Here is a 13,946-nt window from a genome sequence, read left to right on the forward strand (position 1 = left end):
AAAAGAACAGAGACCGTATTGCCAACCTACCCCGAAGGGGTTCCGTCACCGTAGCCTAGGGTTGCCCGACTGCGAGTTTTACGAGCAAACGGGCTACCCTAGGTGACGATTCCTCTTACCATTCCCCCCATGCCCACACCCACTCCATCCTCGAACGACCAATCCCTGCTCGATGCACTGGGAGCGGTGGAGCGTGCGCTCGAGCAGCTTGATGGGTCGACGGCTGAAGAACGCAAGGCGCTCTCCTCCGATATTCGTGGGCTTCGCGATATGCTCGCCAAGCTTCGGGCGGGGCGGGTTGAGATCGCCGTGTTTGGCGAGATCAGCACCGGCAAGAGCGCGCTGATCAACGCCTTGGTGGGTAAAGAAGTCGCCTCGGTGAATATCCGCGGCGGGTGGACCAAGGACGTGTGGGACGTCCCGTGGGAGGCCGATGGGTACTTCGTGCCGGGCTTCGAAGACTCGGGCGTCGTGCTGCTCGACACTCCAGGGCTCAACGAAGTCGATGGTGCCGCGCGAACCGAGATGGCTCGCGACACCGCCGAGCGGGCGGACCTCGTGCTGTTCGTCACCGATTCCGACCTCAACGAGACCGAGTACACCGCGCTCGTCGAACTCTCGACAGGCCACAAACCGATCATCCTGGTGCTCAACAAGGTCGATCTCTACACGCCCGATCAACTCAGGGACCTGCTCGAACTATTCCGCGGTCCGCGCCTCAAAGGAATCGTCGAGCCCGAGAACATCGTCTGCGTCGCCGCCAACCCCCGGCCTGTCGAGTACCACATCGAATCGGCCGATGGCACGGTGCGAAAAGAATGGCGCGAGCCAAAGCCCGATGTCGATGAACTTCGCGGCCGCATTCTCGAAGTGCTGTCGCACGATGGGTCGGACCTGATTGCGCTCAACGCCTCGATGTTCGCCGCCGATCGCAGCGATCGCGTCGCGGCGATGCGAGTCAAGATGCGCTCCGACCGCGCGAACACCATCATCTGGAGCTACGCCGCGGTGAAGTCGATCGCGGTCGCCGTAAATCATTTCCCCGTGCTCGACGTGCTGGGCGGCACCGCGGTGGATGCCGCGATGGTCGTCACGCTCGGCAAGGTCTACGGCATCGAGATGACCACCGACAACGCCCGCGAGCTCGTGACCAGCATCCTCAAGGCGGCCGGCTGGGTGATGGTTGGCGAAGCGGTGGTCAGCTACATGTCGAGTTTCTTCAAAGGCCTCACCTGGGGCACCAGCACCGCCATCAGCGCGCTGCCACAGGGCGCAGCGGCCGGCTACGGCTCGTACATCGTCGGCCAAGCGGCTCGCTACTATTTCGAAAACGGTGCCAGCTGGGGCGAGAAGGGAGCGAAGCGAGTCGTCGCCCGCATCCTCGAGAACACCGACAAGCAATCGGTGATCGACCACCTGAAAAAAGAAATCACCGGCAAGCTATCGAAGAACCGCCACACAGCGAAGTGACGACGCTATTCGAATCATAGCGGCAGGGCGTAAGCCCTCCGGCCAGCCCTAGAGAAACAGCGGATAGTTTCTCGGTACGTCGCCGGACGGCTCGCGCCGTTCCGCTAGGATTATGTCATCCTGAGGGAGCCCCGGCGACGGAAGGATCTCGCCCGCCATTCGATCGAAGTCTCACGCAGAAGACCCCATCAAGCCGGAAGCGTCAGCGCCAGAGCGAATCAGAGCGGGGGCAATCGCAGGCGAGGTGCGACCCCTAGGCCCACCCGATGCAAACTCTGCCGGGCATCTTCGTCTACCCAATTCCGCCGAAACTTGTCATGCTGGCGGCCGCCCAAAACACCGTGGGGGCGAATTGCCTCATGCACGTTCCGGCCAACGATCTTCTCGGAGTAACCGCTATGATGAACCGCTCACTGACATTGCTCGCCGTGCTTCTGTTTCTCCTTGGATCCGCAACCACCCGTGCGGACGAGCAGAAGAAGAATCTCGATGCGTTTCCACCCGCCGGTGATGGGATGGTGCGGTACGTGATCGCGCTTCCTCACAAGGAGCGAGGTGAAGAGGACGACTTTCGGGTGGAGATCATCGTTGGCAAGGAGATGATGACCGACGGCGTGAACACGGTTCGTCTGGGCGGCGAGTTGACCATCAACGATCTGGAGGGCTGGGGATTCACCTACTACGAAGTCGCCGAGTTCGGTCCCGCGGCCTCAACGCTCATCGGCGTGCCCGCGGAAACACCGCAGGTAAAGAAGTTCGTCCAAGGACCAACGCTAACGATTCCCTACAACAGCCGCATCCCCGTGGTGGTGTACGTCCCCGAAGACGGCGAAGTCCGCTTTCGAATCTGGAAAGCGAAGAAGATGAAGAAAGCCAAGCAGGGATAGCGACTGGCGTGCCGCGTGGATAGCTGTGTTCGTAAATCGCCACACGACGAAGTAGCACGTCACGCGGCCGGTTGCTGCTCGAACACCCGCAAAGGCGGAGCCCCGAACAGCGGGTCGCGGCGGTGATGCCGCAGGGTGGTCGCGTACTCTTCCAGGCCCTTGAGCGGCGTCATCCGCACGTCGTCCGCATCGAGCGTGACGTCACGTCCCAGGCTGCGAGTCACTTGCCGCTCGATCTCTTCGCGCGAAAGCTGCTGCTGGCTGAGCGCGATTCGCTGGAACGTCATGTCCCCCACCCGCTCGATCGACGCCTGCGGTCCCGGCTCAGCGGTGGGCGTCGGCATCGATTCGTAAACCGGCATCGGCTCGCCCATCGGCACCCCGTCGCCACATGATTCGTGCGGCAGATAGATAGCACCCGTGTAGAAGTCGACCACGAACGCAATCACGCCCGGCACAAAGAAGAAGCAGAGCCCAAGCCCGTTCAGGGCGACTACCTTCCAGTCGACATCGCGACTATGCGGGCGATTGATCCGCTCCTTGTGCATCAGCGTTCCGCAGCCCGTGAGCGAGAGAGCCCCACCACCGGCGACAACCCCATGCAGCGCTCGAAACAGAAAACCGCGGCGGTCCATCTCGACGTTCCTCACACTCAAAGTTGCTGGTGGACGATCCAGTCCGCTACGATGCACCGTACTAAATCGGAGCCACTCCGCTACACCCGCCAGCAAAGTTTGAACAATCGCCCAAAGCGCAGCGACGCTAGCGTTGATGGCGCAAATCGCAAAGTCCCAACCCCTTTGCCAGCTTGAAGGCGCCTCAGCCCCTATGTCATCCTGATGGAGCCCCAGCGACTGAAGGATCTCCTTTGCCAATGGAGAAGAGTCTCACGCAGAGACGCAAAGAAAGAAGCCCCCGCGAATCACGCAGATAATCGCGAATGAAACCTACTCACGCAATCCTAGCGGCAGGGCGCAAGCCCTCCGGCCGTCCTTGCGAAGACTCATAAGTTGTCGGCGCTCATAACCCCGCGGCCGGAGGGCTCGCGCCGTTCCGCTACCATTGATTAACAATCGTCTACCCCGAAAGGGTTCCGTCACCGTAGCCTAGGGTTGCCCAGGTGCGAGTAACACGAGCATCGGGGCTACCCTAGGTCGATGCTCCGGCCGAAAACTGGGTTTCTTCGAATGACTGAAATGAGTGAATCTTCAGCGTACAAACATTTTGAGAGCGCTATCTCGCAGCAACGACTCGAGCGCAACCCATTGGCGCAGCTGAAGCTAGCTCTGTCCTTGCTCCCGCGTATGATGCAAAGCGAGGTCGCATGTGACTATACCGAGCATTGGCTAGTGGATCACAGCCCAAATCCAATGGCGACTGAAATCGTGCTCCAAATTCGCCAATTTCTTCATAACCAGAACGGACTCGGCGAACTGAATCGCAAGTATTGGGAACTTCGAGAAACCGAGACGAACGTCTCTCAGACACCTGAAGGGGTTACCGTCATCGGTACCTGCAACATGGGCGGTGTCTTAAGAATGCTGATGCTTTGTTGTTGCCAACGCGAGTTGGAGCAAGCATCGCTGTTGGTAAAGACTCGATTCCAGCCAAGTGTTTTTGATGTGTCTCGCGAGATACTTTCGTTAGTCTCTCCTGACAAGTCTACCGAGCTTAACTGGCAGTTGGCCCACGCAATCGCGTTGCTTCGAGGTTTGGGGTCGGCATGACGGGCCAAGGAGTCGCGCCGGAACGGAGGTAACGATGGTGATCTCGCGATGTGTATCTCTGCCGCTCACTGAGACCTTTTTCGTATGGCCAGCGAGATCCTTTGGTCGCTAGAGTTCCCTCAGGATGACGAAGGGACGTACGATGCCTTCAGTCTTCGTACTTCTCCGGATTCAGCGTGCGATCGATCTCTCGATAGCTTCTGATGAACGGTGCCGCGATCTCGCCGATCAAGAGCGCGGTGAAGAAGATCGTGCTCAGAACAGGGTAGGGGACCTGACCGCAGATGGCCGCCACGATGGCGACCACCGTCATGGTGATGAGCAGCGCCCGCACGCTGAATTGCCAGGGACGATTCGGCGTGCGCGGGATTGTCGCCAGTTGTGCATTCACCACCTCTCGCGCGTGAGTCGCATCGCCGGATGGGACAACGACCGACGGACCGGTTTGGCGGCCTGGCAGAAAACCCCACGTGCTGGCGATGACTTCCCCAACGATCTCCGCGGAGATACCCTCCTCGGCTAGCAAGTTCTGAACCGCGTACGCCTCGGCCGCATTCGCCGCGCGGTAGATCGTCACGGGTTCGTCGGTGATACGCCGGCGCTTGGCCATGGAAGGTAGTTGACTCAGGAGGGGACACATTCAGTGATTCGCCACCTTGGGTTGGTTATCGGCAAGATAAGTTTATAGCGGAACGGCGCAAGCCGTCCGGCGGCGGGGCGAGGAATCGAGACAATAGGAAGTCTTCTCCAAGGCGGCCGGAGGGCTTGCGCCCTACCGCTACGACTTTCTTCGTCGCAACCTACCCCGAAGGGGTTCCGTCACAGTAGCCTAGGGTTGCCCAGGTGCGAGTAACACGAGCATCGGGGCTACCCTGGGTAGTCGTGCCAGGGATTTCGTCGGTCGAGCAGAAACATCTCCATCGATCGGAACGCGGCCGAGACCGAAACCGAACCGCGAATGGCCATTTCTTAGAATGATCTCACGCAGAGACGCAAAAGGCGCAAAGGGCTAAGTAGGATGTCGCATACAGCACAACTGAATCTCGTGGTCCTTCGCTCCGCCAACTTGTCGCGGGCACAGGCGTTCTACGAAGTACTGGGACTGAGCTTCGACACGCATCGGCATGGTAATGGCCCCGAGCACCTGGCGTGTGAACGCGATGGGTTCGTGTTTGAGCTCTATCCTCTCGCCGATATGCCCACCAGTGCGACGCGAATTGGTTTCGCGGTCGACGACGTGGATCGCGTAGTCAGCGAACTCCAAGCCATCGGAGCCGAGCTTCATCAGGCCCCAAAAGACAGCCCCTGGGGTCGCCGGGCGGTGATGCGAGACTTCGATGGGCACTTGGTCGAACTCGTTGCGAAGTAACGACCTCTCCGCGTCTTTGCGTCTCTGCGTGAGACCGTTTTCGAACGGCGAGGGAGATCCTTCAGTCGCTAGGGCTCCCTCAGGATGACATGAACTCCCAGCGGAACGGCGCAAACCGTCCGGCTGCAGGGCGACAAGTCTAAGCAATGGGACATTCTCCCCGGGGCGGCCGGAGGGCTTGCGCCCTGCCGCTAGGATTGGAGGGGCTGAGTTGCGTTCGCGTTGAGCGCTGTATCCAGTCCCCTAGGGTAGCCCCGCAGCTCGTGTTACTCGCACCTGGGCAACCCTAGGCTACGGTGACGGAACGCCGTTGGCGTAAATCGAGCTCGACGTTCACCGTTCTCACCACCCCCGAGTTCTCGGCATCTAATCTCCTTTTCTGTACTAGCGAAGATTAGCGCCGATTAGTGTTCCCCTTTTTCCTCCGCGTCTTTGCGTCTCTGCGTGAGACCTTCGTCGAATGGCAAGCGAGATCCTTCAGTCGCTGGCGCTCCTCAGGATGACATGGAAACGCACTCACGGAGGGTGTCGAAAACCGCGGCTTTTTGGCTGTTTGTCCGCGAGGAATTTCTTTCACTTTTTTTCAGAATCACGCTAGAAAGTACTCGCGCGCTGGTTCTAATGGAGGAAATTCGACACGTGTTCACAAGTTCAAATACCCCAGTTTCGAGACGGAGAATCGAGTAAAGTCGCACCTGCGGTTCCCCCCTGCGACATTATCCATCTGCCACTTTCAGCTGCTCGCACTCCAAACCCTTACATCGCAAACACTTACACACCTACCCCCAACGAATGCCCTCGGAGTAAAGTCGCACCCAATGAAATAGTGAGTTTCGTGCGACAGAACTCAGCCTCGATTGACCCCCACGCATGCAAGAAATCATTGAAGACGATTTGTACAACTACCCTAAGTACTACGACCTCGTGTTCGGGTCGGACTGGGGGGCGGAGCTTTCGTTCTTGCAGGCGGCGTTTGCCAAGCATGGCAAGGGGAAGTTCAAGCGATTGTTTGAGCCGGGCTGCGGGACGGGGCGGCTCATGTTTCGGCTTGCTCAAGCGGGGTTCGAAGTCGTGGGCAACGACCTCGCCGAGCCCGCCGTGGAGTACTGCAACGATCGTTTGGAGAAGCACGGCTTTCCACGCACCGCGGTGGTCGGCGACATGTGCGACTTCACGATTGCGGACTTCAAAGGGAAGAAAAAGTTCGACGCCGCGTTCAACATGATCAACACGTTCCGCCACTTGCCGAGCGAAGATCACGCCCGGCGGCACCTGGAGTGCATCTCCGAATCGCTGCGGAAAGGTGGGCTTTATCTATTGGGGCTGCACCTCACGCCGACCGTCGGCGATCCGATGGAGGAGGAGCACTGGCACGCCCGGCGTGGGAATTTGACGGTTTTATCGCGCCTGTGGACCATCGAGCACAACCGGCGGAAGCGGATTGAGCGGGTGAGGATGACTTTTGACGTTTTTACCCCCACCCGCACGTTCCGACTGGCAAATTGTGCCGATTTTCGAATCTACACGGCCCGGCAGATGGCCGATCTGATGAGTACGGTGCCATCGCTCGAAGTCGTGGAGACGTACGATTTCGCCTACGACATCGACAATCCGATCACCATCCAGCCCGAAACCGAAGACGTGGTTTACGTGTTGAAGAAGAAGTAAGTGAACCCGCTGTGAACGACCTGCAAACTCCACCCTCGAACGATCTCGCGAACTCGGGTGCCATCGTGCATCGCGAGCCGCTGGCTTCGTTCGTGGAGTTTGCCGCACGGGCGATGGGGGTTCGCTGCTCGCTGGAGACGGGCGTCGCGTCGCTGGAGTTCGATCATCGCGATCACGCCGGTTGGCCGAAGCCGTACCAAACGCGGGTGGCGGTGGCGGGCGAAGCGATCGCCCAATTGCCCCGCCGCGTGGTTTCGCCGAGCGAGGGTGCCGCTTGGTTGTGGCATCTTGCCACGGTCGAGCGCGGAGCCTTGGTGGCTCGCCCCGCCGCGCAGCCCGAATCGATCCACGAGTTCTCTCGGCGGTTGTTCGACGCCTACGAGGTCGATGGCGGGCAGATGCACCTGGCGGGCTGTCACTTAATAGAGGTCCCCTTCGTGCGAGTCACCACGCTCGTCGCCGGCGACCCATCGCAAGTCGAGCATCGCCTGTTCGATGCCGCGGGCGAAGGGGTCGCCGAGTCGCTGATTGAACAACTTGGCCTCGACGAGATTCGTCCGCTCGAAGGCCAAAACGTAGCTCTCACGCGGCGAGAGATAGAATCGCTGGTCGAGCGCATGGGCACCGCTGGCGAGGACTTCGTCGCCGTGACGATCGTGGTCGCCAAGCGTGCCGAGGGAGCCGTGCAGTTCGACATTGGCGAACAGTGTGCCCGCGTGACGTTCGACGACTGGACGCGAACTCTCACGGCCCCCGCATTCCACTGCGCGGCGAGCGGAATTGCCACCTACCACCTAGCCGCCATTGATGATGGCCGCATCGTCGCCGCCGAGGGAATCGTCACCTGCGACGAGTCGGGCGCTCGCGTGCTGGACTGCGAACGCGTGACCTGCGGCGTCACCGGTAAGCACGTCGACTCGCAGTTGGTCGCTCGTTGCCCGGTTTCCGGTATCGAGGTGCTCAAAGAACAGATGACCGAATGCGTCGCCTGCCAGCAGCTCGTCAGCCGACCGGTGCTCTCCCACGGCGTGTGCAAAGCGTGCCGCGAGCTGCCGCGGGCGAAGCGATCGGACACCTGGGTTTCGGGACTGGCGAGCCAGTTTTCGGCGATCGGAACTTACCGAAGTTTCCGAGCCGGTGAGCTCCATGGGCTGGTCCGGGTGATGGCCAAGGGCTGGTGGCGGAAGCTACTGATCGTGACCCGCGTGGGCGAAACCGAGCCGATTGCCGTGAGTATTCGCGAAGGTTTCGCCGGACCCTGGCAGCACGTCCCGCCCAGCGATTGGCAGAGTGTTCTGGCGAAGCGGGACAACTAAGGGAGTGCGACAGTTGTTCGAGCGTGGCCGTTACCTGAGCGTGACTAAGCGACGGGCGATGGCTTCGGCCAGAAGAACCACACCACGGCGCTGATCGCAGCAATGAGTCCCGCCGCGGCGAACGTGAGCCTGCGGCGGAGCTGGCGGTCTTCGATGTGCTCGACGATGCCGGCCTGCTGGGGCGTCGAGATCTTCTCGAAACCACGATCGGCGAGGATCGGGCCAGTCGCTTCCAGATGCTGGTAGAACTGCAGCGGCGTGGCGTGGGCGAGCATCTCGTCGGCCATGACTTCGAGCTGGTCCTCGTAGTGCTGTTCGAAATCGGGGACGACGGGCTCGGTAGCCCACTGCCAAACGCCCCACGCGGCCAAACCAAGGGCGAGGATCGCGCCTGCCGAAGCGACCGCGTGGCGGGGGGTCCAAGCGGTGCGCTGGGTAACGACTGGTGGCTGGTCACGGGGGAATTCCCGCAGTTTTCGTAAGGGGGGAACGCCCACCTCGTTGCCGCACGAGCAAAGCACCTTCGAGCCAGCCTGATTAACAGCCACGGCGACTGATTGGCCGCAGGAGCAAGGAACTAAGTATTTGTCGGCCATCAGTTTCCGTGGGGGGAAGGTTTCGGCGTGGTCGGGGGCGGCGAGCAGCCCGCCGAACTCTAGCTCCCCCTCGGGCGTATGGATTGCGGCGTCTGGGTGGTGAGATTAGGGTTGAGAGACGCGGGATGCCGAGTTGGGAGACGCTCGCCGCCGCTGGAGGCGAAACTGGCGATAATGTACTCCGTTTTTCGCTTTTTGCCTATGGACCGGGTTGCTCCAGCGTTTACAATTATAGGGTCGAGCAAGGGCGGCCGCTGCCTACCCGCCCTGCTCAGGCACAGTTCCGGATCTCCAAGTTCCAGCGGAAGGAGCTTGGTGTTCAGGGAGGAAGTCATCGCCTTGAGGTCATTGCTTCAGGGGCGTTGGCGTTCCGGACTGGAAGATTTGTACGAGTCGGTATCGGACAGATGACGTGAGAATCTCGCGGAGCCCTTCTTACAGCGCGGCTCGCGGCGATCATCCCTCCAATCCATCGTGCAGATCGAATGAGCGGCCCAATTGAGTACAGGGGATCACTCACCGCCACTGCTGCCCAGGCGTTGCGTTGATTTAAGTTTCGAGAAGCGATTGCGACCATGCTGCCCGCAGGGTCCGAATGACCCACTGAATTTGTGTAATCAGTTTGCGAGCAGAGTGTTTCGTTAGAGCGACTCGGCAATAAATGAATAAGCCTGCGCAGATTCACTAACCATGTCTCTTTGCCTTGCATGAATTATTGGAGCCCGTTTGGTCTCCACATGCGGACAAGGGATACCCACCAACGGTTTAAGTGGTAGAGGTGCGAATGTTTTCCCTAATAGAAGTTCTTTCCAAATGCATGACCGCGGCAGCCGCGCGGGTGCTTGGTGTTAAAATTAGTTGTTACCTGCCGCCTCGCGGTGGGGTTTGGTTTTTCAAGAGACGTTTACAACCACAACCTGTCGCCGTGCGAAACGTGCGGCGGGATGTTCGATAGCTGTGGCGGCTGGGGGTGTAGCGGGCGAGCTTTCGGTGAGTTCGCTCAGTCGTCACGGATTCGGTTTATTCTGGTAGGAGCCTCACATTGTTTGATACTTTGCTTGATCACACGCTTGATGACGATTCCGATGTCTCCAGCGAGGACGTCAATCAACTAGCGGGTCACCTCGGGTCCAGCAAGGACCATGACGAGGAAGACGAGATTAGCGTTGCTGCATCCGGCGATTTGGATGACTTCGACGACAGCGACGAAGAGGGCCTACTCGACGGCGGCGATAACGAATCGTGGTCGGACGATCCCGTGCGCATGTACCTGACGCAGATGGGCGAAATTCCGCTGCTGACGCGCAAGGAAGAAATCTCGCTCGCCCGTCGTATCGAGCACACCCGCGCCCAGTTCCGTCGCAAGCTGCTGGCCTGCGACTACGTGATCCGTAGCGCCGTCAAGGTGCTTGGTCGCGTCCACCGGGGCGAGTTGCCGTTCGATCGTACGGTGCAGGTGTCGGTGACCGATCGTCTGGAGAAAGACCAGATCATGGGTCGCATGCCGCACAACCTGCGGACGCTCGAAACGCTGCTGGAGCAAAACGCCGACGACTATCGCATTGCCACCAGCAAGTCGTACAAGCCTACCGAGCGTCGTGCCGCGTGGACTCGCCTCAGCCGTCGCCGCTGTCGTGCGGTGATTCTGGTCGAAGAGCTCGGCCTGCGTACCCAGCGGATTGAGCCGATGATCGACACGCTCGCCCAGTTCAGCGAGCGCGTGGATCAGCTGCAATCGCAGCTCGACAAGATGAAGAAGGATCGCAAGAGTGCGAGCGAGCGCAAGCCCGTGCTCGTCGAGTACCGCAACATCCTTCGCAGCTTGCAGGAAACTCCCACCAGCCTGCGTCGCCGGGTGAAGGAACTCAAGGGCGTTTACGCTCGCTATCAAAAGGCGAAGCGTGGCCTGTCCGAGGGTAACCTGCGTCTGGTGGTGTCGATCGCCAAGAAGTACCGCAACCGCGGCCTGTCGTTCCTGGATCTGATTCAGGAAGGCAACGCCGGCCTGATGCGTGCTGTGGATAAGTTCGAGTATCGCCGGGGCTTCAAGTTCTGCACCTACGCCACGTGGTGGATTCGCCAAGCGATCACGCGTGCCGTGGCGGACCAAAGCCGCACGATTCGCATTCCGGTCCACATGGTCGAAACGATGAGCCGCGTCCGCAACGTGTCGCGCGCTCTACTACAACGTTTGGGCCGCGAACCGACGCTCGAAGAAACCGCCCGCGCTGCCGAGTGCACCGTGGAAGAAGCTCGCCGTGTGCTGGCGATGAGCCGCTACCCGATCAGCCTCGACCGCCCGGTGGGCAACAGCGAAGACAGCCACTTCGGCGATCTCCTGCCCGATGGTGGTGCCGAGAGCCCCGCGATTGGTGCTGCTCAGGAAATGCTCCGCACCCGCATCACTGCGGTGCTGAAGACCCTGAGCTACCGCGAGCGCGAGATCATCAAGCTGCGTTACGGCCTGGGCGATGGCTACAGCTACACCCTGGAAGAAGTGGGCCACATCTTCAAAGTGACCCGCGAGCGTATCCGCCAGATCGAAGCCAAAGCCGTCCGCAAACTGCAGCAACCCAGCCGCAGCGCCGAACTGCTTGGTTTCCTCGACTAGCAACCAAACACATGCCAAACATGTGAATGACCCAGAAGCCCCGATCAGCAATGATCGGGGCTTTTTGCGTTTCACGGGGCGGAAGTTGGCACCGGAGACCCATGCAATAATTCCTAAGGCACCTGCCTAATTTGAGGCGGTGCTGGTGTGGTCTCAGTAACACGGAAGCGGCAATGTTCTCCACCTTCTCAGTGTTGACGCTTGCGTGCAGCGGCGAGGGGGCATCGGAGGCCATCAAGAATGCAAGCCGCATCGGATGGGCGAGCTTCGCAATTACGGGCTTCTTGCTGACTCTCCTACTCTCGAATCGTTGGTACGTGGCTTGAAGAGGCTTCGCTGCCATCGTGCTGGGAGTGCTGCTGACGATCCACCCAGCTTGGACCGTCAGCGCGAACGGAGGAGACTGTGGGGGCACCAAGGTAATGCTATCGCTGCTCCTTGGCGCGACTGCGATCATCTCGGTGGTTGCCGTAGTGCTTCGCTCTGTTTCGGAGAGAGCTGCCGAAGTATCGCGACTGAGAGTGGAGAGACCACTAACAGATCTTCCCACGATTGGTGATCCCGATAACCCTTATCAATCGCCACCGTTGTGACGGGCTGACAACTGCCTTAAACGAGCTTTGACCATGCGACCAAGATGCTCAAGCCGCTCGAATTCTTCGAGCTCCATACGATCGTCGGGCGATAACATGCCATCGCGATTGCGGTCCAGCAGCTCATTGAGCCGCGATTGCTTCGACTCGGACAGTCGATAGGTAAGCAGCCCTTCCACGTCCGCGGAGTGGACCAGCAGATCGAGCAAGTCGTCGTAAAGCGTCGGGCGATCAATTGTGGCCATGCAAAAGGCTCCCTGAAGAGTTAACAACTCAATTATGGTAGCTCTCCGGGCGGCGAGCAAGCTGAATCCGGTTCTAACTAGCACCTGGATTAACCTAGTGGCGGGGCGTTTCTCGGCAGTCTCGCCTCGGTTTCATAAGCTATCCTTTGGAAGGTTTCTATCGATTCTTCCAGCAGGGTGCCATGAGCAATCCTACCCGTCCGTCGAACAAGGGAATGGGGTATGCATCGCTAGTCTTGTTGCCGTTTGCGGCAGCGGGGGTGGCGATGGCGGTGCTGACGGCGTGGTGCGTCGTGGACTGGTCGCGGATGCAGCATTGGGTCGAGACGCCGGCCCGTCTGGTGGCGCTCGAGCTGGAGGGTACGAAGACCTATCGCATCGATGCCGAGTACGAATACACCTTCGCGGGCCACGAGTACACAAGTAACCGCGTGGCGTTGCATTTCGGGGGCGACAACGTTGGCCGCTATCAGCAGCGGAGATTCAAAGAACTAGAGCGTGCAAAGCGCGGCGGGAAGGACATCGTCGCTTACGTGAATCCCGAGCGTCCTAGCGAAGCAGTCTTGTTTCGCGATCTCCGGCCCGAGATGGTGGCGTTCAAGGGAGTGTTCGCTGTGGTCTTTGGACTGTTGGGCGTCGGCGGACTAGTCGGAATGCAATTCTGCAGTCGCGACTTGAAGCGCGAGATGGCGCGGGCCGATGCGCATCCTTCCGAACCTTGGTTGTGGCGCGACGACTGGGCAGAGGGTGTGATTCGCTCGCGGAACATTAATGGACTCGTCGGCAGCCTGCTGGTCATGGGATTGTGGAACTTGCTGGCCTGGGGGGCGGTCGCCGCGATGTTCTCCGGAGGCGAGCGACCTTCGACGTTCGCGATTCTCGCAGTGTCATTGTTTGTGCTCGCGGGTATTGGTTTGGCGATGGTGGCGCTGGTGATGTTCTATCGCTGGCAGCGATTTCCCGTCGCCACGCTCCGTCTTGCGTCGACGCCCGGCGTGGTTGGCGAGCAACTAGCTGGCGTGATCTTACTGCCAGGCGTTGTGCGAGCTGACGATGGATTTCGCCTCCGTCTCCGATGCGTCCGCCGGGTGACGACCCACAAACAGTCCAGCGACCAAGTGCTGTGGGAAGACTCGCAAGTGGTGCTCGACACGCTGGACGAGCAGAACGAAGAGCAGACGGCCGTCCCGTTCCAGTTCTGGATCCCCGCAGGAGCCGAGCCAAGCGATCCCTATTCGGACCGCCATATCTCATGGAAACTCGGCGTTTCGGCGAAACTTATGGGGCCCGATGCGAACTTCGAGTTCGAAGTGCCCGTATTCTGTAAGGAAGGAACCCCTGTCGAGCACGCCGTATTGGAAGAATCCTTGGTGTGACGGCCGTTGAAACATCGGGCGAAGGAGCGGAAAATGTAGGACTGGCGGGGCGGTACGTTGATGCCACGACGGTGCCAGCGGATTGAGA

At 59.9% G+C, this 13,946-nt stretch carries 12 protein-coding genes; 8 read left to right on the top strand and 4 right to left on the bottom strand.

Annotated features, from left to right (window positions below; genetic code table 11):
* Nucleotides 1-129 precede the first annotated feature (129 nt).
* Both SH292x_RS02275 and SH292x_RS02280 read left to right on the top strand, forming a co-directional pair.
* Nucleotides 130-1,470 (top strand): YcjF family protein, encoded by a 1,341-nt coding sequence (locus SH292x_RS02275; RefSeq protein ID WP_442483957.1) that lies wholly within the window; start codon nucleotides 130-132, stop codon nucleotides 1,468-1,470.
* Between the two features lie 398 nt (nucleotides 1,471-1,868).
* Nucleotides 1,869-2,357, top strand: coding sequence for an ecotin family protein (locus SH292x_RS02280; RefSeq protein ID WP_442483958.1), 489 nt, complete (start codon nucleotides 1,869-1,871; stop codon nucleotides 2,355-2,357).
* A 59-nt stretch (nucleotides 2,358-2,416) separates the two neighbouring features.
* On the opposite strand, the gene SH292x_RS02285 is transcribed toward SH292x_RS02280, so the two are convergent.
* Nucleotides 2,417-2,992 carry a hypothetical protein gene (locus SH292x_RS02285; protein ID WP_442483959.1) on the bottom strand — a complete coding sequence of 192 codons (576 nt, stop codon included), beginning with the start codon at nucleotides 2,990-2,992 and terminating at the stop codon, nucleotides 2,417-2,419.
* A 561-nt stretch (nucleotides 2,993-3,553) separates the two neighbouring features.
* On the opposite strand from SH292x_RS02285, the gene SH292x_RS02290 reads away from it, so the two are divergent.
* Nucleotides 3,554-4,084, top strand: a complete 531-nt coding sequence (locus tag SH292x_RS02290) for a hypothetical protein (RefSeq protein WP_442483960.1) — start codon at nucleotides 3,554-3,556, stop codon at nucleotides 4,082-4,084.
* Between the two features lie 148 nt (nucleotides 4,085-4,232).
* Here SH292x_RS02290 and SH292x_RS02295 read toward each other — a convergent pair whose 3' ends face one another.
* Entirely contained in the window at nucleotides 4,233-4,694 is a 462-nt protein-coding gene (locus SH292x_RS02295) for a putative signal transducing protein (RefSeq protein ID WP_442483961.1), read from the bottom strand.
* Between the two features lie 408 nt (nucleotides 4,695-5,102).
* Here SH292x_RS02295 and SH292x_RS02300 point away from each other — a divergent pair, with 408 nt between their 5' ends.
* The 3 genes from SH292x_RS02300 to SH292x_RS02310 all read left to right on the top strand — a co-directional run bounded on the left by SH292x_RS02300 (nucleotide 5,103) and on the right by SH292x_RS02310 (nucleotide 8,437).
* On the top strand, nucleotides 5,103-5,453 hold the full coding sequence (locus SH292x_RS02300; protein WP_442483962.1) for a VOC family protein: 351 nt from the start codon (nucleotides 5,103-5,105) through the stop codon (nucleotides 5,451-5,453).
* An 870-nt stretch (nucleotides 5,454-6,323) separates the two neighbouring features.
* Entirely contained in the window at nucleotides 6,324-7,121 is a 798-nt protein-coding gene (locus SH292x_RS02305) for a class I SAM-dependent methyltransferase (RefSeq protein ID WP_442483963.1), read from the top strand.
* Nucleotides 7,122-7,132: 11 nt separating this feature from the next.
* A complete protein-coding gene (locus tag SH292x_RS02310; RefSeq protein ID WP_442483964.1) occupies nucleotides 7,133-8,437 on the top strand; it encodes a hypothetical protein in 1,305 nt (434 codons plus the stop codon).
* A gap of 44 nt (nucleotides 8,438-8,481) precedes the next feature.
* Here SH292x_RS02310 and SH292x_RS02315 read toward each other — a convergent pair whose 3' ends face one another.
* Nucleotides 8,482-8,985, bottom strand: a complete 504-nt coding sequence (locus tag SH292x_RS02315; protein WP_442483965.1) for a hypothetical protein — start codon at nucleotides 8,983-8,985, stop codon at nucleotides 8,482-8,484.
* Between the two features lie 1,090 nt (nucleotides 8,986-10,075).
* Between SH292x_RS02315 and SH292x_RS02320 the strand changes: the two genes are divergently transcribed.
* A complete protein-coding gene (locus tag SH292x_RS02320; protein WP_442483966.1) occupies nucleotides 10,076-11,644 on the top strand; it encodes a sigma-70 family RNA polymerase sigma factor in 1,569 nt (522 codons plus the stop codon).
* 574 nt (nucleotides 11,645-12,218) lie between these two features.
* Here the strand turns inward: SH292x_RS02320 and SH292x_RS02325 are convergent.
* Nucleotides 12,219-12,482, bottom strand: a complete 264-nt coding sequence (locus SH292x_RS02325; RefSeq protein WP_442483967.1) for a hypothetical protein — start codon at nucleotides 12,480-12,482, stop codon at nucleotides 12,219-12,221.
* A 182-nt stretch (nucleotides 12,483-12,664) separates the two neighbouring features.
* On the opposite strand from SH292x_RS02325, the gene SH292x_RS02330 reads away from it, so the two are divergent.
* Nucleotides 12,665-13,858 (top strand): DUF3592 domain-containing protein, encoded by a 1,194-nt coding sequence (locus tag SH292x_RS02330; RefSeq protein WP_442483968.1) that lies wholly within the window; start codon nucleotides 12,665-12,667, stop codon nucleotides 13,856-13,858.
* Nucleotides 13,859-13,946: the final 88 nt, after the last annotated feature.

The sequence above is a fragment of the Aeoliella fuhlenseeensis genome (genome assembly GCF_052161615.1).
Lineage (GTDB): Bacteria > Planctomycetota > Planctomycetia > Pirellulales > Lacipirellulaceae > Aeoliella.